Here is a 16,632-nt window from a genome sequence, read left to right as displayed (position 1 = left end):
CACATGGCGGCGATCTTCGCGGACACCCGACCGCGAAGATCACAGCCACTGGATCACGCCACGCAGTTGATCAATTACCCCACACTTTCTGAGGCTCAGGCCAGCGACAGCGCGTCCCCGACCCGCAGCCGCCCCGACCGGGCCACCGTCGCCAGCGCCCCCAGCACGCCGTCCCGCTCGTGGGCGATCGTCTTCAGGATCTCCGGCGCCTGCGGCAGCCCCGGCTGCGCCACCCCCACCATCACGCACCGGGTGCTGGCGCGGACGAACGCCAGCCGCGCCCCGGCCTTCACCCGGCCCTCCCGGCCGTACCAGCCGTCCTCGACGAACGGCGGCGTCCCCGGCGGGGTGCGCAGCAGCACGTTCGGCCGGAACCGGCGCTCGTCCACCACCGCCGACGGCACCGCCCGCGCCATCCACTCCAGGGTGGCCGTGGTCAGCACGCTCACCGGCAGTTCGTCGAAGTGCGAGACCGCGTCCTCGCGGGCCAGCGCCACGTCCTCCTGCTCCAGGTACGCGCGCAGGAAGGCGTCCGCGTTCGGCACCGGCATGCCCAGCGGGTCGAACAGCTCCGGGCCGTCGATCCGCGGACCCAGTCGGGCGCCCAGCCGCAGCAGGCCGTCCATCCGGCGGAAGCGCCGGGTGCTCTTCCCCGAGCCGAGCTTCCCGGCCCCGTCGCGCACCGCGTACAGGCGGTCGCCGACCAGGCCGCGGTCCTCCACCCCGACGGTGTCGAGCAGCTCGCCGCCCATGGACTTCACGGGGTAGCGCCACAAGCGCTCGACCACACCGACGATCTCAGGCATGGCGGGAGCCTAGCGGGGCGCTCCCGAGATGGTCTAGACCAAGTCCCGGAGCCGACGGGGCCGTTGGGACACCCGGCCCGGCCGCCCCGCGCGGCGCCCCCGCTCAGCCGATCCGCGCCACCGCCCGCACCGGCGCCCCGTCCGCCGCCGTCAGCCGCAGCGGGAACAGCGAGACCTCCACCGGCGTCCCCGCCGCCTGCGCCGCCAGCAGCGCCGACAGGTCGGTCAGGTTCTCCGCGATCACCCCGCCGCCCTCCGGCCCCAGCAGCACCCGGTGCGCCGTCAGCGTCGCCTGCTCCGGCTCCGGGTCGTGCTCGTCCGCCAACTCGGCCAGCAGACTCGCCACTTCCGGGTCCGACGGCCCCGGATCCGGCGTCGGGTCCACCGACAGCGCGTCGATGCCCACCGTCCGGACCCCCGCCGCGACGATCGCCTCGGCGGCCTCCTCGGTCAGGTACGGGTGCGCGAAGTACCGGTCCGTCCCCCAGTACCGCGGCCACCCCGTCGCCAGCAGCAGCACCGTCCCCGGCCCCGAGACCGCGAGCGCCGCCGCCAGGTGCCCCGCCGTCACCCGCCCCCGGGCCGGCAGCTCCCGCAGGTCCACCACCACCGCGGGCCCCGTGAACAACTCCAACGGCAGCCCGTCCAGCGTCGGCCACCGCACGTCCAGGTGGTACGGCGCGTCCACGTGCGTCCCCGTCTGCGACCCCAGGTGCACCGCCAGCACGTTCACCCCCTCCCCCTCCACCGTCAGCGCCGCCCGCAACTCCACCCCCGGATCCCCCGGATACACCGGCATCCCGGACACCACCGGATGCGTCAGATCCACCAACTCGGCTGCCATGCCCCCATTGTGATGCGCATCCAGGGGCTCGGGGAACTGTCGGCAGACGGGCCTGCACCACCAGGGGCCCGGGGAACGGCGGGTCGGTGCTGCTGACGGCCGGAGCCCGTCGAAGGTCCGTGCTGCTGCGTGCCCGGAACGGAACCAGAAGCAGACGCGCGCAACGGCAGTGAACCGCCCGCAGCCACGGCCTCGCCGTTCCCCGAGCCCCTGGCGGGGCTCTTCGCCGTCCCCCGAGCCCCCGGCGGGCCCCCACAATGGGAATCATGAGCACCACCCGCACCCCCTGGGTCGTCGGCGTCTCCGGCGCCAGCGGCACCCCCTACGCCGCCTCGGTGATCCGCGCGCTGCTGGACGCCGGGGAGTCCGTCGACCTGATCGTCAGCCGGGCGGCGCGGCTGACCATCCTGGACGAGACCGGCATCTCCTTCCGGGACGCGCACTGGCGGGCCGACCTGGCCGCCTGGCTCGATACCGGCGAGGAGGCGCTGCACGACGTCCGCCACTGGCCCGCAGGGGACTTCGCGGCGGGCCCGTCCTCCGGCTCGTACCCCGCCAAGGGCATGCTGGTCGTCCCGGCGACCACCGGCGCCGCGGCCGGCATCGCGCTGGGCCTGTCCAAGGACCTGCTGCAGCGCACCGCCTCGGTCACCCTCAAGGAGCGCCGCCCGCTGGTCCTGTGCCTGCGCGAGACCCCGCTGACCGGCAGCACGCTGCGCCACCTGGTGGCGCTGGACGAGCAGGGCGCGGTGGTCCTGCCGGCCTCCCCGGGCTTCTACGCGGGCGGCTCGACCGCCCGCGAACTGGTGGACTTCGTGGCCGGCCGGGTGCTGGACGCGGTGGGCGTCCCGCACGGGCTGTACCGCCGCTGGTCGGGCACCCTCGGCGGGGCCGCGAGCACCCCGGCGCGGAGTCCGGAAACCGCCCCGCGCCGGGGCGAGTGAGCGGGCACGCTACGGGAGAGTATGTTCTCTGGGATACCCGGGTTGATCGGTGCGCAGCGCCTTGGATTCCGGATAATGATCTGTGGTTCCGGTGAGGTTCGGAAGGACGCGGCAGGCAATGGACTCTGTGGACAGACAGCTCATCCAGGCACTCCGGGAGAACGGCCGCGCCTCGTACGCCGAGTTGGGCCGTCTGGTGGGCCTGTCCGGGCCGAGCGTGACGGACCGGATCAACCGCCTGGAGCAGGCGGGCGTGATCACCGGGTACCGGGCGACGGTCAATCCGGCGACGCTCGGCTACGGGGTGACGGCGCTGATCGGCCTGCAGCTCACCGACGCGGCCGACCACGACGACGTCTCGCACCGGCTGAAGGACCTCCCGGAGGTGGAGGACTGCTGGTTCATCGCGGGTGACGACTCGTACATGCTGAAGGTCCGGGTGCCGGACGTGGAGGGCCTGGAGTCGGTGGTCAAGCGGCTGTCCGGCACCAAGGGGGTGGCCCGCACCCGCACCACGGTGGTGCTCTCCACCAAGTGGGAGAACCGGGTCAGCGAACTCCCGCTCCACCTCGCCGAGTAAGGAACCCCGGAGGAAGTCCCGCCATGACCCTGGTCGACCTGGAAGACCTGCGCGCCGCCCAGCGCCGGATCGCCGGCACGGCGGTGCGCACCCCGCTGCTGCCCTGCCCGTGGGCCGAGGACGGCGGGCGGCGGCTCTGGCTGAAGCCGGAGAGCCTCCAGCCGACCGGGGCGTTCAAGATCCGCGGGGCGACGAACCGGCTGGCCGCGCTCACCGGGGAGGAGCGGGCCAGGGGAGTGGTGGCGCAGTCCAGCGGCAACCACGCCCAGGCGGTGGCGTACGCGGCGCGGCGGCTCGGGATCAAGGCGGTGATCGTGATGCCCGACACCTCGCCCGCCGTGAAGATCGAGAACACCCGCTCGTTCGGCGCCGAGGTGGTGATCGTCACCGCCGAGCAGCGCGACACCGTCCCGGCCGAGCTGGCCGCCGAGCACGGCTACGTCTGGGTGCCGCCGTACGACGACCCGTACATCGTGGCGGGCCAGGGCACGGTCGGCCTGGAGATCGCCGAGGACGCCCCGGACGAGCTGGACACCGTGCTGGTGCCGGTCTCCGGCGGCGGCCTGATCTCCGGGACGGCCGCCGCGCTCAAGCTGGCCTGCCCGGGCGTCCGGGTGGTCGGCGTGGAGCCGGAGCTCGCGGCGGACGCGCAGCAGAGCCTGCGCGCGGGCGTCCGCACCGCCTGGCCGGTCGCCGACACCTACCGGACGATCGCGGACGGCCTGCGCACCCCGTCGGTGGGCGTGCTGCCGTTCGAGCACATCACCGCGTACGTGGACGACATCGTCACCGTCTCCGAGGACGAGATCCGCTCCACCGTCGCCCTGCTGGCCCGCCGCGGCCGACTGGTCGCCGAGCCCTCTGGTGCGGTCGCCCCGGCCGCCTACTTCCACCGGGCCGGTGAGCTGGGCGGGAGGGTGTTCGCGGCGGTCGTCAGCGGCGGCAACCTCGACCCCGCCCTGCTGGCCGGTCTGCTGGCTACCTAGGCGTAGTCTCGGTCCCGGCAACGAATCGAAGTCGCAAGGAGGCGGAGCGCCGCATGGACGCAGGGCTCAAGCGCGAACTGGAGGCGAAGGTCCACGCCGGTGAGCGGCTGACCCGCGAGGACGGGATCGCGCTCTACGCGAGCGACGACCTGGCCTGGCTGGGCGGGCTGGCGCACCACGTGCGGACGCGGAAGAACGGCGACGTCGTCCACTTCAACGTCAACCGCCACCTGAACATGACCAACGTGTGCAGCGCCTCCTGCGCGTACTGCTCGTTCCAGCGCAAGCCGGGCGAGAAGGACGCGTACACGATGCGGATCGAGGAGGCGGTCCGGCTCGCCAAGGCGATGGAGTCGGAGTCGCTGACCGAGCTGCACATCGTCAACGGCCTGCACCCGACCCTGCCGTGGCGCTACTACCCGCGCTCCCTCAAGGAGCTGAAGGCCGCGCTGCCGAACGTCTCGCTGAAGGCGTTCACCGCCACCGAGATCCACTGGTTCGAGCGGATCAGCGGCCTGAGCGCGAGCGAGATCCTGGACGAGCTGATCGACGCCGGCCTGGAGTCGCTGACCGGCGGCGGCGCGGAGATCTTCGACTGGGAGGTCCGCCAGCACATCGTCGACCACGACACCCACTGGGAGGACTGGTCGCGCATCCACCGGCTGGCGCACGAGAAGGGCCTCAAGACCCCGGCCACCATGCTGTACGGCCACATCGAGGAGCCCCGGCACCGGGTCGACCACGTGCTGCGGCTGCGCGAGCTGCAGGACGAGACCGGCGGCTTCCAGGTCTTCATCCCGCTGCGCTACCAGCACGACTTCCACGACTCCAAGGACGGCAAGGTCCGCAACCGCCTGATGGCGCGCACCGAGATGGCCACCGGCGCCGAGGCGCTGAAGACCTTCGCGGTGTCCCGCCTGCTGTTCGACAACGTCCCGCACGTCAAGGTGTTCTGGGTGATGCACGGCGTCACCACCGCCCAGCTGGCGCTCAGCCACGGCGCGGACGACATGGACGGCTCGGTGGTCGAGTACAAGATCACCCACGACGCGGACAACTTCGGCACCCCGAACAAGCTGGGCCGCGACGACCTGCTCGGCCTGATCCGGGACGCCGGTTTCCGCCCGGTCGAGCGCAACACCCGCTACGAGATCATCCGCGAGTACGACGGCCCGGACCCGGACCGCCGGGAGGCCCCGCAGGCGATGCGGCTCTGACTCCCGCGCGGCGGGGCGCCCCGCGGCTCCGCCGCCCCGACGCCCTGACGGCCCGCCACCCGCGCGGCCCGCGCCCGGTGACCGGTTTTCGGCCACCGGGCGCGCGGCATTCCCGGGGGCGTACGGGGTAGAGGCGCACTACCGGGGCGGGCGGCTGAGCGGAGAAACGTTTCCTTGGCGGGTATGCTCACAGGCTCATCACACGGCCCGGGTTCCGTCTCGTCCCCGTGGTCTGGGAGGATCGTTCGCATGTCCGGTTCCCATCGCACCTCCTCGTCCCGCCGATCGGCCTCCGCGCCGACCAACCGGGACGAGGCAGAGCAGCCCCAGGGCCGAGCCGCCACCCGCCGCAGCCGCCGCAAGCCGAAGCCGCGCCGGGCCCGCAAGTTCACCGTCGGCACCGCCACCCTGCTGGCCCTCGCCGCGGGCTGGTTCACCGTCGGCCCCGGGCGGACCTTCCAGGGGAGCACCGCCGCCGCGGCCCCGGACCACGAGCCCGAGGTGGTGCCGATGCAGGCCGCCGACGCCGGGCAGCACACCGAGGCCCCCGCCGCGGACCGCTCCGACCGGGAGCGGATCACCACCATCCCGGGCATCGGCGACTCCTGGATGGCCAAGGTCCCCGCCGAGACCCGCCAGCTGCTGGTCGCCAGCGGCCAGGGCAAGGACTCCTCGGACAACACCGTCACACTGTGGACCCGCGGCGACGACGGCAGCTGGCAGGCCGGCCAGGCGTGGCCCGCCCACAACGCCTACAAGGGCTGGACCACCGACCACCGCTCCGGCGACCTGCGCAGCCCGATCGGCCTCTTCTCGCTCACCGACGCCGGCGGCCGCGAGGCCGACCCGGGCGCCAAGCTGCCGTACGACCACAACAAGAACTTCGTGATGTCCGGGCGCGGGTTCAACAACGAGCCGCTGGCCGGCTCCTTCGACTACGTGATCGCGATCAACTACAACCGGGTGGAGGGCAGGTCCCCGCTCGACACCGCCTACCCGGAGGGCGCGGCCAAGGGCGGCGGCATCTGGCTGCACCTCGACCACGGCGGCCCCACCCACGGCTGCGTCTCGCTGACCGAGGACCACATGGTCGAGCTGATCAAGACCCTGGACCCGGCGCTGCACCCGATGATCATGATGGGTGACGCCCAGTCGCTCGCCGCCTGAGCGCGGTCGCCCGCCGCCCGGGCGGGCCCCGTTGTCAGGGACCTACAGCATCCGGCACCCGATCCTGTGCAGGGCCGTCACCTCCTGACTCGTCGGTAACCCGGTTGAGTGGGTGGTATGACCGCCTCCCGCATCGTGGCGCTGGGCCACCATCAGCCGTCGAAGATCCTGACCAACGACGAGCTCTCGACGCTGGTCGACACCGACGACGAGTGGATCCGCTCCCGGGTCGGCATCCGCACCCGGCACATCGCGGAGGACGAGACCCTGGTCGACCTCGCGGTGGCCGCCGCCGAGAAGGCCCTCGCCAACTCGGGGTTGACGCCCGACCAGATCGACCTGGTCGCCGTCGCCACCTGCACCGCCATCGAGCGCAGCCCCAGTACCGCCGCCGCCGTCGCCGCCCGGCTCGGCATCCCCACCCCCGCCGCCTACGAGCTGAACACCGCCTGCTCGGGCTTCTCCTACGCCCTGGCCACCGCCGACCACGCGATCCGGGCCGATGCCGCCACCCGGGCGCTGGTGATCGGCGTGGAGCGGATGTCCGACACCCTGGACTGGACCGACCGCACCACCTGCGTGATCTTCGGCGACGGCGCCGGCGCGGCCGTGCTGGAGGCGGTGCCGGACGACCGGGCCGGCGTCGGCCCGGTGGTCTGGGGCTCCGAGCCGGAGAAGGGCGACGCGGTGCTGATCGGCGGCGGCTGGAAGCCGGTCATCAGCCAGCAGGGCCAGACCGTGTTCCGCTGGGCCACCACCCAGGTCGCCCCGCTGGCCCGCAAGGCGTGCGAGAAGGCCGGCGTCGACCCGTCCGAGCTGCGCGGCTTCGTCGCCCACCAGGCCAACCTGCGGATCATCGACGCCATCGCCGGCAAGCTCGGCCTGGCCGAGGACGCGGTGGTCGCCCGCGACGTGGTCGACTCCGGCAACACCTCCGCCGCCTCCATCCCGCTCGCGCTGTCCAAGCTGGTCGAGCGCGGCGAGCTGTCCAGCGGCGACCCGGTGCTGCTGTTCGGCTTCGGCGGCGGGCTGGCCTACGCCGGGCAGGTCGTGCGCTGCCCCTGACCGGCCGCACGCGGAAACGACAGGGGCGGCCGGGAGGAGGAATCCTCCCGGCCGCCCCTGTCGTCCGTTGCAGGACGGCGCTCCGCGGTACGTCGGCGAACCTCCCCCGAGGCACGGCCGCATCCGACACACCCGGACAGGAACCGGGGCCGAGCGCCGATGGGCTGGGTTCTTACTTCGGCGGCTTCTTTCCGGTGACTCCCAGGTACACCTGGAGCGCCAGGTTGGGCTTGAGGTCCTTGACCTTCACGCCCCAGGAGGTGAACGCCTTGCCGTGCTCGGCCGCCGCGGCGAGCAACGACACCAGGGCGCCGGCGACCGCCGACGGTTCGACCGTCTTGTCGGTCTTGCCCTGGTTGTTGCGGACCGCTTCGGCCAGCGGGCCCGCCACCGAGTTGAGGACCTTCATGCGGATCTTGAAGAACCGCTTGTCCCCTTCGGCGGCACCGAGTGTGACCACTCGGAGAATGGCGTCATTCTTGCGCCAGAAGGCGAGGAATCCGTCCACCAGTTCTTCGGAAGTGGTGAAGCCGGACTTTCCCGCCCAGGACTTTCCATCGACGAGCTCTTTGAGCCCGCCGCTGTCCTCGGCCATTTCCTCGGCGATCTCAAGGACTGCGCCCTCGACATCCGGGAAGTACTGGTAGAAGGTCGCGGGGGAGGTTCCCGCCATACGGGCGACGTCGATGACCTTGACGTCCCGGTACGGCGACGTGCTGAGCATCTCGCGGAGGCAGTCGAGCAGCTTCTGCCGCGTCTCCTGTCCGCGCCGCCCGGCGACGCGACCGTCGACGGTGCGAACTTGTCCTGTCATGTCGTCAGCTTACAGTGGCACGATCTTGGCGCTAATCGGTAGTGCGACTATTAGTCCGGGTGAGGGGGAAACGATGCCATTTCCGCGCGGAGTTGTTGCCCCCCCGTGTGCTGATGACCCCACAGCGTGACGACAAGTCAGCTGGGGCCGGTCCGGGAGCCCCCGCGGGCGGGTGCGGAGGCGGCGCCTCCGGTACCCGGGGGCGTGTCACGGGCGGGGGAGATTGGCTCCCGGGCGGCGGGCATTGGAGAATCGGGGGGCGCCACCGCCGGGGGGCGCTGGCGGAAGGGGAGGTGGCTGCGGAGTGGACCAGCTGACGGCGCACGATCCGAGGCGGATCGGGCCCTTCGAAGTGCTGGCCCGGCTCGGCGCGGGCGGCATGGGCCTGGTGTACCTGGCCCGGTCGGCCTCGGGCCGGCGGGTGGCCATCAAGACCGTGCGCAGCGAGCTGGCCGAGGACAACCTGTTCCGGGTCCGCTTCGCCCGCGAGATCGCGGCCGCCAAGACGGTCGGCGGCTTCTACACCGCCGCCGTGGTGGACGCGGACGCCGACGCCGCCGTCCCGTGGCTGGCCACCGCGTACGTGCCGGCGCCCTCGCTGGAGGACCTGGTCCACGACTGCGGGCCGCTGCCCGCCGACGCGGTGCGCTGGCTGACGGCCGGCATCGCCGAGGCGCTGCAGTCCATCCACGCGGCCGGGCTGGTGCACCGGGACCTCAAGCCGTCCAACGTGCTGGTGGTCGAGGACGGGCCGCGGGTGATCGACTTCGGCATCGCCGCCGGGGTCTCCAGCACCCGGCTGACCATGACCAACGTCGCGGTCGGCACGCCCGCCTACATGTCGCCCGAGCAGGCCCGCGACAGCCGCAGCGTCACCGGCGCCAGCGACGTGTTCTCGCTCGGCTCGCTGGTGGTGTTCTGCGCCACCGGGCACCCGCCGTACCGCGGCTCCAACCCGGTCGAGACGGTGTTCCAGCTGCTGCGCGACCAGCCCGACCTGTCCGGGCTGCCGGTCGAGCTGGTCGACCTGGTCCGGGCCTGCATGCGGCCGACGCCCGAGCACCGGCCGACGCCCGCCCAGATCCAGGCCGAACTGGCCCCGCACCTGTTCTCCCGGGCCGACGCCTCCGGCGAGGCCGGGGACTGGCTGCCGCCCGCCGCGCTCGACCTGATCGAGGCCAAGCGCAGCAGCAGACGGCACGTCAACGCCCAGCAGCAGGCCCAGGCCCGGTCGCAGCCGCCGGTGGTGCTGCCGGCCCAGCCGGTCGGGCCGCCGTCCGTGCCGCCGGCCTTGGCCCCGGCCGGCCCGGTCTCCGAGGCCGAGGTGGCCACCGAGCGGGTGCGCCCGCACCCGCTGTCGGCCCCCGCGCCAGTGGCCCCGAGCGACGGCGAGATCCGGCTGCCCGGCGCGCACGTGCCGATAGGACCCGGGCCCCGGGCGGAGCCGGCCGCGCCCTCGGCCGCCCCGGTCGGCACCGACTGGGTGCGCCGCAGCTCCGCGCCGTCCGCCGCCCCGCCGCAGCCCGCGGCCCGCTGGCGGCCCTGGCGGTTCCGGATGTCCAACGACGTGTGGGGCACCCCGGTGGTCGCCGACGGCACGCTGTTCGCCTCCAGCTTCGAGGTGCACGCGCTGGACATCGGCTCCGGCGAGCGCCGCTGGAAGACCCGGGACGTGGCCTGGGCACTGGCCGTCGACGCCGGCCTGCTGCACGCCGCCGACGGCCCGCACCTGTACACGGTGGACGCCGGGGACGGCGCCGAGCGCTGGCGGCACTCGCTGGACGGCTGGGTGTACTCGCTGGACGCCGCCGACGGCGTGCTGTGCTGCGGCGTCCGCGGCGGCGGCGTGCAACTGCGCTCGGCGGTCACCGGCGCCGAGCTGTGGCGGGCCGACGACGCCCAGCAGGAGTACGAGAACCCGCAGTCCGGCCCGGCGCTGGTCGGCGGCGCCGCCTACTACCAGGGCGGCGGCCGGCTGTACTGCGTGGACCCGCGGCGCGGCGCGGTGCGCTGGGCGGTGCCGGTGGGCGGCAAGGTGCCGTCCCGGCCGGTCGAGCAGGGCGGCATGCTGTACGTCACCTCGGGCCAGCAGGTGTACGCCCTGGACGCTTCCTCCGGCGCCGAGCGCTGGCGCTTCGACGCGCCCGTGGTGCTGTTCACCCCGCCCGCGGTGGACGGCCGGGCGGTGTACGTCGCCGACTACCTCGGCACCCTGTACGCGCTGGACGCCGTCACCGGCCACGGCCTGTGGCGGGCCGCCACCGCCGCCCGGCAGGGCGCCGAGCCGGCCGTGGTCGCCGACGGGGCGGTGCTGCTGGGCTCCGGCGACACCCTGTTCGCCTTCGAGGCGGCCGGCGGCCGGGAGCGCTGGCGCTACACCACCCGGGGCGACCTGGTCGGCTCCCCGGCGGTCGCCGAGGGCCTGGTCCACCTGGGCAGCCGGGACCACTCGCTGCACACCCTGGAGCTGGCCACCGGCCGGCTGCGCTGGGAGCTGGGCACCAAGGGCGAGCTGACCGGCTCCCCGGTGGCGGTCGGCGGCCGGGTGTTCGTCGGCTCCAAGGACCGCTGCGTGTACGCGTTGGACTCCTTCTACGGCACGGCCGTCCCGCAGTAGGCGCCGCAGGAACGGTACGGCCCCGGACCGCGCGGTCCGGGGCCGTCCTGCCGTCTCCTGCCGTCCCCGGCCGTCCGGCCTACGGGTGGAGGTGCTGCCAGCCCGCCCAGGCCGAGGTGACCATCGAGCGGACGTCGTGCCGGGCGCTCCAGCCCAGCTCGCGGCGGATCAGTCCGGCCGAGGCCACCACCCGGGCCGGGTCGCCGGGGCGGCGGGGGGCCACCTCGGGGGCGATCCGGATGCCGGTGACCTCGGTGATCTCGTCGACCATCTCCAGCACCGAGGCGCCCCGCCCGGTACCGATGTTGAGGGTCAGTCGGACCTGTTCCGCGGGCCCGGCCGCCTCCAGCCGGCGGACGGCGGCCAGGTGCGCGGAGGCGACGTCCGAGACGTGGATGTAGTCGCGGACGCAGGTGCCGTCCGGGGTCGGGTAGTCGTCGCCGAAGACCAGCGGCGGCAGCCCGGCGGTCAGCCGCCGGAAGACCAGCGGGACCAGGTTGGCCGCGCCCGGGTCGGACAGCTCGGGGGCGGCGGCGCCCGCCACGTTGAAGTAGCGCAGGGACACCGCGGAGAGGCCGTGCGCGGCGGCGCAGGCGTTCAGCAGCCACTCGCCGGCCAGCTTGGTCTCGCCGTACGGGTTCATCGGCAGGCAGGGGGTGGACTCGTCGACCAGGTCGACGTCCGGCATGCCGTAGACGGCGGCGGAGGAGGACAGCACCGCCCGGCCCACGCCCGCGTCGACCGCGGCGGCCAGCACGGTGCGCAGGCCCTCCACGTTCTCGTGGTAGTAGAACAGCGGCCGTTCGACCGACTCGCCCACCTGCTTGCGGGCGGCCAGGTGCAGCACGCCGGTGACGCGGTGCTCGGCGAGGGTGCGGTCCAGCAGCGGGCGGTCCAGCGTCGAGCCGGTCACCAGCGGGACGCCCGGCGGCAGGTGGGCGGTCCGGCCGCTGCTCAGGTCGTCCAGCACGACGACGGGGACACCGGCCGCGGCCAGCTCCCGGACGACGTGGCCGCCGATGTAACCGGCCCCTCCCGTGATCAACCAGGTCATGGCGCCGATCCTACGACGGCGCCTTTCGGCGGGGCCCCTGGTGTGTCCGCACGGGCATTCGGACATTTCGGTGAAATAGTGGCAAAGCTCTGTCCAGCGACCGGAGGTGGCCGCCGTGCGCCCGAAGAAGGAACCGACCCGTCCGATCCCGGCCGGCCCCCGGCCCACCGGCCCCAAGCTGTGGCTGGGGCCCGCGGCGGTGATCGCCGCGGCGGCGCTGCTGGCCACCGGCTGCTCCAGCTCCGGCTCCGGGTCCAGCTCCACCGCGGCGGCCAGCGGCTCCTCGTCCGCGCCCGCCCCGTCCAGCAGCAACCAGCTGGAGCAGGACTACCAGCAGGTGATCTCCCAGGTGCTGCCCTCGGTGGTGCAGATCACCGCGGGGGACAGCCTCGGCTCCGGGATCGTCTTCGACGACAAGGGCGACATCGTCACCAACGCGCACGTGGTCGGCAGCGCCACCACCTTCACCGTGACGCTGGCCAACAGCACCAAGCCGCTGGACGCCACCCTGGTCGGCAGCTACCCGGAGTCCGACCTCGCGGTGATCAAGCTCGGTAGCACGCCCGGCGGCCTCAAGCCCGCTGCCTTCGCGGACAGCGCCAAGGTGTCGGTCGGGCAGATCACGCTGGCGATGGGCAGCCCGCTCGGCCTGTCCAGCAGCGTCACCCAGGGCATCGTCTCGGCGGTCGGACGGACGGTCAGCGAGCCGCAGTCCGCCGGCTCGCCCGGCGCCACCATCGGCAACATGGTGCAGACCTCGGCCGCGATCAACCCCGGCAACAGCGGCGGCGCGCTGGTCAACCTCTCCAGCCAGGTGATCGGGATCAACACGCTGACCGCCGTCGACCCCGAGCTGAACGGCTCGGCCGCGCCCGGCATCGGCTTCGCCATCCCGGCCGCCACCGTGACCAGCATCGCCAACCAGCTGATCAAGGACGGCAAGGTCAGCAACTCCGGCCGGGCCGGGCTCGGGGTGACCGTCCGCCCCTACTTCGACGCGAACTTCCAGCCGGCCGGCGCCGCGGTGGTCTCGGTGGTCGACGGCGGCCCGGCCGCCTCCGCCGGGCTCCAGGCGGGCGACGTGATCACCAAGGTCAACGACACCGCGATCACCAACCCCGCCGCGCTGACCACCGCGCTGGCCTCGCTCAGCCCCGGCGACAAGGTCACCGTCGGCTACCAGCGGGACGGGCAGGGCAAGACCGCGGAGGTCACCCTCGGGACGCTGTAGCGCCCCGGGGCCCGGGCCCGACGAGGCCCGGAGCCCCCGACAGACCCGGGCCCGGAGTGCCGTACCGCGCAAGGGAGGCGGCACTCCGGGCCCGTCCACGTCCGGACGCCCCCCGAGGGCGCCCGGACGTCACTTCTTGGCGGGGCCCGAGCGGGTGTGCCAGGGCAGTTCGACCGTCACCGAGGTCGGCCCCTGGGCCGGGCTGTCGACCACGAACACGCCGTCCACCGACTCGGCGCGCTCGGCCAGGCCGGCCAGCCCGCCACCCGGGTGCACCCGGGCCCCGCCGCGGCCGTCGTCACGGACCGTCAGCATCAGCCGGCCGTCCTGGCGCCAGACGTCCACCGAGGCGGTGCGGGCGCCGGAGTGCTTGGCGGCGTTGGTGAGCAGCTCGGTGACGGTGAAGTAGGCGATGCCCTCGACTGCGGAGTCCGGCCGCTCGCCGCCCAGCTCGACGTGCACCCGGACGCCGCCGGGCAGCGCGGTGCGGGCCGCGACCGAGGAGAGCGCCGCGTCCAGCCCGCGGTCGGTGAGCACCGCGGGGTGGATGCCGCGGGCCAGGTCGCGCAGCTCCTGCAGGGCGAGCTTGACCTCGCCGTGCGCCGCGTCGACCATCTGCCGGGCCGCCGCCGGATCCTCCGTCAGCTTCTCCTTGGCCAGGCCGAGGTCCATCGCCAGGGCCACCAGCCGGGCCTGCGCGCCGTCGTGCAGGTCCCGCTCGATCCGGCGCAGGTCGGCCGCGGCGGTGTCGACCACCACGCCCCGGTCGTCCTCCAGCTCGCGGACCCGCTCGGCCAGCGCGCCCGGGGACAGCAGCACCTCGACCAGCCAGCGGGAGACCCCGGAGATCGCCCGCATCGCCCAGGGCAGCACCGGCCAGCCGACCACCAGCAGCACCAGCGTCAGCACGAAGCCGAGGATCCCCCAGATCAGCAGCACCACGCAGTACAGCGCGGAGCGCCAGCTCAACCCGTCGCCCAGGGCGGCCGTCACTCGGCCGGCCAGCCCGCTCCGGGTCGGGCGCAGCGGCTCCGGCTCGGCCACCGGACTGCCCAGCTCGGCCCGGGCCCGGGACCGGCCCAGCCGGCCGAACCGGCGGCAGCAGGCCAGCCCGAAGGCCAGCAGCGGCAGCCCGACCAGCGTCACCGCCAGGCCGAGACCCGCGGTCAGCAGCACCGCCGTCACGACGAACCCGGCCACTCCGATCGGCAGGTTCAGCAGCGCGTTGCGCACCTGCCGCCACAGCGGCGCCCCGTACAACGACGGGCGCTTCGCCTCGTTCTCCATGGTCGGCGCCCTCTCCTGGTGTTCTCGCCGTCGCTTGTCGATCACCAGCATCCCGGTCGGCGACCCCCTCCCGCCATGGTGCTGCACTCCCTCTCCGTCCGGGGGTTATCCCCACCCCCCGCCCTGCGCCCGGCTCCCGGACCGTCCGCAGACGGAATTCCGTCCGGTGTCCGGCGGGAGTCCACCGGCCGTCTTGCAGAACGGGCGGGTGACGGAGTAAACGGACGGTGCACATAGACTCCCGCGATAGCGATGGTTATGGACGGGCAAAGAAGAAGGGCGTGACCCATGGAGTGGCAGCCGCTCGCTGCCGACCCCGCCGCCGGCAGCGGCTACTTCGACGCCTACGCGGCGGTCGGTCTGCTGGCGGTCATCGGCGTCCTCTTCGTCGCGGTGGCCTTCACCGCGAACCGCCTGATGCGACCGGTGGTCGACACCCCCGAGAAACTCCTCGCCTACGAGTGCGGGGTGGACCCGGTCGGTGAGAACTGGGCGCACACCCAGATCCGGTACTACGTCTACGCCTTCCTGTACGTGATCTTCGCGGTCGACGCGATCTACCTCTTCCCGTGGGCCACGGTGTTCGCCGCCGCCGGCTTCGGGGCGGCCACGCTGGTGGAGATGTTCGTCTTCATCGGCTTCCTCGCGGTCGGACTGCTCTACGCCTGGAAGAAGGGCGTCCTGGAATGGACGTGACGCACTCGCACGGGACGCCCGGCAACGGCCCCGTCCCGCTCGGCATCCCCGACCCGGCCCGCCCCGGCGCCGCCGTCGAACAGCGCCGCCTCGGCCCGCTGGCCCGGCTCGCCCCGGACCCGGTCAAGGTGGTGCTCAACTGGGGCCGCCGCTACAGCCTCTGGTGCTTCAACTTCGGACTGGCCTGCTGCGCGATCGAGTTCATCGCCGCGTCGATGGCCAAGCACGACTTCATCCGGATGGGTGTCATCCCGTTCGCGCCCGGCCCCCGGCAGGCCGACCTGATGATCGTCTCGGGCACCGTCACCGACAAGATGGCTCCCGCCGTCAAGCGCCTGTACGAGCAGATGCCCGAGCCGAAGTACGTCATCTCCTTCGGCGCCTGCGCCAACTCCGGCGGCCCGTACTGGGACTCGTACTCCGTCACCAAGGGCGTCGACCAGATCATCCCGGTCGACGTCTACGTGCCCGGCTGCCCGCCCCGGCCCGAGGCGCTGCTCCAGGGCATCCTCAAGCTGCAGGAGAAGATCGCCGCCGAGGACGTCCCGCAGCGCTACGCCCCGTCCGCCGACGCGCTGCGCCGCCCGCTGCGGTCCGCGCCGGACGCCACCGGGGAGGGCAAGCGGTGACCGACACCCCCGAGACGTCCGGGACCCCCGAGGTGCCCGGGACGCCCGCCGAGCCGGTGCCCGCGCCCGAACCGACCCCCGCCGAGCGGACCGCCGCGTCCGTCGGACCCTGGGCGAGCGCCACCGAGGCGTACGACCTGCTCACCGTCGACGTGCCCGCCGAGCACTGGACCGAGGCGCTCACCGCCGCCCGCGACGTGCTCGGCCTGGCCTTCCTGGACTGGCTGAGCGCCGTCGACGACCTCGAACGCGGCTTCGCCGTCTGCGCGCACCTGGCCGCGGTCGGCGGGCCCGGCGGCGTGCGCCGGCTGCTGCTGCGCACCCGGGTGCCGCGCGAGAGGGCCGCGCTGCCGACCGCCGTCGGGGTGTACGCCGGTGCCGCCTGGCACGAGCGGGAGACCCTGGAGATGTTCGGCATCGAGTTCACCGGCCACCCGCACCCCGTCACCCTGCTGCTGCCGGACGGCTTCGAGGGCCACCCGCTGCGCAAGGACTTCGTGCTGGCCGCCCGGGTCGCCAAGGACTGGCCCGGCGCCAAGGAGCCCGGCGAGTCCGCCGACCACGGCGGCCCGGCCCGGCGCAAGATGCAGCCCGCCGGCGTCCCCGACCCGAACGAGTGGGGCCCGCTCAAGGGCACCCTGCCGCCGGTCGCCGAACGCCCCGCCCGCGGCGCGCGCGCCGCCGGAGCGGCCGGG

Annotated in this window: 16 protein-coding genes; 11 read left to right on the top strand and 5 right to left on the bottom strand. The window is 73.7% G+C overall.

What is annotated here, in order from left to right; genetic code table 11:
• Window positions 1-95 precede the first annotated feature (95 nt).
• On the bottom strand, window positions 96-806 hold the full coding sequence (locus ACWEO5_RS33950) for an MOSC domain-containing protein (protein ID WP_452165966.1): 711 nt from the start codon (window positions 804-806) through the stop codon (window positions 96-98).
• A gap of 103 nt (window positions 807-909) precedes the next feature.
• Entirely contained in the window at window positions 910-1,650 is a 741-nt protein-coding gene (locus ACWEO5_RS33945; protein WP_452165965.1) for a cyclase family protein, read from the bottom strand.
• 266 nt (window positions 1,651-1,916) lie between these two features.
• Here ACWEO5_RS33945 and ACWEO5_RS33940 point away from each other — a divergent pair, with 266 nt between their 5' ends.
• From ACWEO5_RS33940 to ACWEO5_RS33915, 6 genes are all read left to right on the top strand, one after another.
• Window positions 1,917-2,594, top strand: a complete 678-nt coding sequence (locus ACWEO5_RS33940) for a UbiX family flavin prenyltransferase (RefSeq protein WP_452165964.1) — start codon at window positions 1,917-1,919, stop codon at window positions 2,592-2,594.
• A gap of 118 nt (window positions 2,595-2,712) precedes the next feature.
• Window positions 2,713-3,174 carry an Lrp/AsnC family transcriptional regulator gene (locus tag ACWEO5_RS33935; protein WP_030462120.1) on the top strand — a complete coding sequence of 154 codons (462 nt, stop codon included), beginning with the start codon at window positions 2,713-2,715 and terminating at the stop codon, window positions 3,172-3,174.
• Between the two features lie 23 nt (window positions 3,175-3,197).
• On the top strand, window positions 3,198-4,160 hold the full coding sequence (locus tag ACWEO5_RS33930; protein ID WP_344553560.1) for a threonine ammonia-lyase: 963 nt from the start codon (window positions 3,198-3,200) through the stop codon (window positions 4,158-4,160).
• Window positions 4,161-4,213: 53 nt separating this feature from the next.
• A complete protein-coding gene (mqnE, locus tag ACWEO5_RS33925) occupies window positions 4,214-5,377 on the top strand; it encodes an aminofutalosine synthase MqnE (protein WP_344553561.1) in 1,164 nt (387 codons plus the stop codon).
• 249 nt (window positions 5,378-5,626) lie between these two features.
• Window positions 5,627-6,544, top strand: a complete 918-nt coding sequence (locus tag ACWEO5_RS33920; RefSeq protein WP_452165963.1) for a L,D-transpeptidase family protein — start codon at window positions 5,627-5,629, stop codon at window positions 6,542-6,544.
• A gap of 117 nt (window positions 6,545-6,661) precedes the next feature.
• Window positions 6,662-7,609, top strand: a complete 948-nt coding sequence (locus ACWEO5_RS33915; protein ID WP_344553563.1) for a beta-ketoacyl-ACP synthase III — start codon at window positions 6,662-6,664, stop codon at window positions 7,607-7,609.
• A 172-nt stretch (window positions 7,610-7,781) separates the two neighbouring features.
• Here the strand turns inward: ACWEO5_RS33915 and ACWEO5_RS33910 are convergent, their stop codons facing one another.
• The gene (locus tag ACWEO5_RS33910) at window positions 7,782-8,423 is read right to left on the bottom strand and encodes a TetR family transcriptional regulator (protein ID WP_344553564.1); all 642 of its coding nucleotides are present in this window, start codon (window positions 8,421-8,423) and stop codon (window positions 7,782-7,784) included.
• Between the two features lie 304 nt (window positions 8,424-8,727).
• Here ACWEO5_RS33910 and ACWEO5_RS33905 point away from each other — a divergent pair, with 304 nt between their 5' ends.
• Window positions 8,728-11,040 carry an outer membrane protein assembly factor BamB family protein gene (locus ACWEO5_RS33905; protein ID WP_452165962.1) on the top strand — a complete coding sequence of 771 codons (2,313 nt, stop codon included), beginning with the start codon at window positions 8,728-8,730 and terminating at the stop codon, window positions 11,038-11,040.
• A 79-nt stretch (window positions 11,041-11,119) separates the two neighbouring features.
• On the opposite strand, the gene galE is transcribed toward ACWEO5_RS33905, so the two are convergent.
• Window positions 11,120-12,094, bottom strand: a complete 975-nt coding sequence (gene galE, locus ACWEO5_RS33900) for a UDP-glucose 4-epimerase GalE (protein WP_452165961.1) — start codon at window positions 12,092-12,094, stop codon at window positions 11,120-11,122.
• A gap of 145 nt (window positions 12,095-12,239) precedes the next feature.
• Here galE and ACWEO5_RS33895 point away from each other — a divergent pair, with 145 nt between their 5' ends.
• Window positions 12,240-13,325: a S1C family serine protease gene (locus ACWEO5_RS33895; RefSeq protein WP_452165967.1), complete on the top strand. Its 1,086-nt coding sequence runs from the start codon at window positions 12,240-12,242 to the stop codon at window positions 13,323-13,325.
• 129 nt (window positions 13,326-13,454) lie between these two features.
• Here the strand turns inward: ACWEO5_RS33895 and ACWEO5_RS33890 are convergent, their stop codons facing one another.
• A complete protein-coding gene (locus ACWEO5_RS33890; protein ID WP_452165960.1) occupies window positions 13,455-14,612 on the bottom strand; it encodes a sensor histidine kinase in 1,158 nt (385 codons plus the stop codon).
• Window positions 14,613-14,900: 288 nt separating this feature from the next.
• Between ACWEO5_RS33890 and ACWEO5_RS33885 the strand changes: the two genes are divergently transcribed.
• The 3 genes from ACWEO5_RS33885 to ACWEO5_RS33875 all read left to right on the top strand — a co-directional run.
• A complete protein-coding gene (locus ACWEO5_RS33885; protein WP_344553569.1) occupies window positions 14,901-15,308 on the top strand; it encodes an NADH-quinone oxidoreductase subunit A in 408 nt (135 codons plus the stop codon).
• Window positions 15,299-15,937 carry an NADH-quinone oxidoreductase subunit B gene (locus tag ACWEO5_RS33880; protein WP_344553570.1) on the top strand — a complete coding sequence of 213 codons (639 nt, stop codon included), beginning with the start codon at window positions 15,299-15,301 and terminating at the stop codon, window positions 15,935-15,937. Before ACWEO5_RS33885 ends, ACWEO5_RS33880 begins: the two co-directional genes overlap by 10 nt.
• Window positions 15,934-16,632: NADH-quinone oxidoreductase subunit C (locus tag ACWEO5_RS33875; RefSeq protein ID WP_452165959.1), on the top strand; the 699-nt coding region annotated here is incomplete at its 3' end. The genes ACWEO5_RS33880 and ACWEO5_RS33875, both read left to right, overlap by 4 nt.

This window comes from Kitasatospora sp. NPDC004272 (assembly GCF_053603035.1).
The sequence above is the reverse complement of the archived record's forward strand: the minus strand, read 5'-3'. Positions and strand labels throughout refer to the sequence as shown.

Bases quoted from the DNA above. Each gene is read 5' to 3' on its own strand.
- ACWEO5_RS33935 (WP_030462120.1), top strand. From the start codon at position 2,713: ATGGACTCTGTGGACAGACAGCTCATCCAGGCACTCCGGGAGAACGGC.
- mqnE (WP_344553561.1), top strand. From the start codon at position 4,214: ATGGACGCAGGGCTCAAGCGCGAACTGGAGGCGAAGGTCCACGCCGGT.
- ACWEO5_RS33915 (WP_344553563.1), top strand. From the start codon at position 6,662: ATGACCGCCTCCCGCATCGTGGCGCTGGGCCACCATCAGCCGTCGAAG.
- ACWEO5_RS33880 (WP_344553570.1), top strand. From the start codon at position 15,299: ATGGACGTGACGCACTCGCACGGGACGCCCGGCAACGGCCCCGTCCCG.
- galE (WP_452165961.1), bottom strand. From the start codon at position 12,094: ATGACCTGGTTGATCACGGGAGGGGCCGGTTACATCGGCGGCCACGTC.
- ACWEO5_RS33885 (WP_344553569.1), top strand. From the start codon at position 14,901: ATGGAGTGGCAGCCGCTCGCTGCCGACCCCGCCGCCGGCAGCGGCTAC.
- ACWEO5_RS33940 (WP_452165964.1), top strand. From the start codon at position 1,917: ATGAGCACCACCCGCACCCCCTGGGTCGTCGGCGTCTCCGGCGCCAGC.
- ACWEO5_RS33920 (WP_452165963.1), top strand. From the start codon at position 5,627: ATGTCCGGTTCCCATCGCACCTCCTCGTCCCGCCGATCGGCCTCCGCG.
- ACWEO5_RS33945 (WP_452165965.1), bottom strand. From the start codon at position 1,650: ATGGCAGCCGAGTTGGTGGATCTGACGCATCCGGTGGTGTCCGGGATG.
- ACWEO5_RS33950 (WP_452165966.1), bottom strand. From the start codon at position 806: ATGCCTGAGATCGTCGGTGTGGTCGAGCGCTTGTGGCGCTACCCCGTG.
- ACWEO5_RS33930 (WP_344553560.1), top strand. From the start codon at position 3,198: ATGACCCTGGTCGACCTGGAAGACCTGCGCGCCGCCCAGCGCCGGATC.
- ACWEO5_RS33890 (WP_452165960.1), bottom strand. From the start codon at position 14,612: ATGGAGAACGAGGCGAAGCGCCCGTCGTTGTACGGGGCGCCGCTGTGG.
- ACWEO5_RS33910 (WP_344553564.1), bottom strand. From the start codon at position 8,423: ATGACAGGACAAGTTCGCACCGTCGACGGTCGCGTCGCCGGGCGGCGC.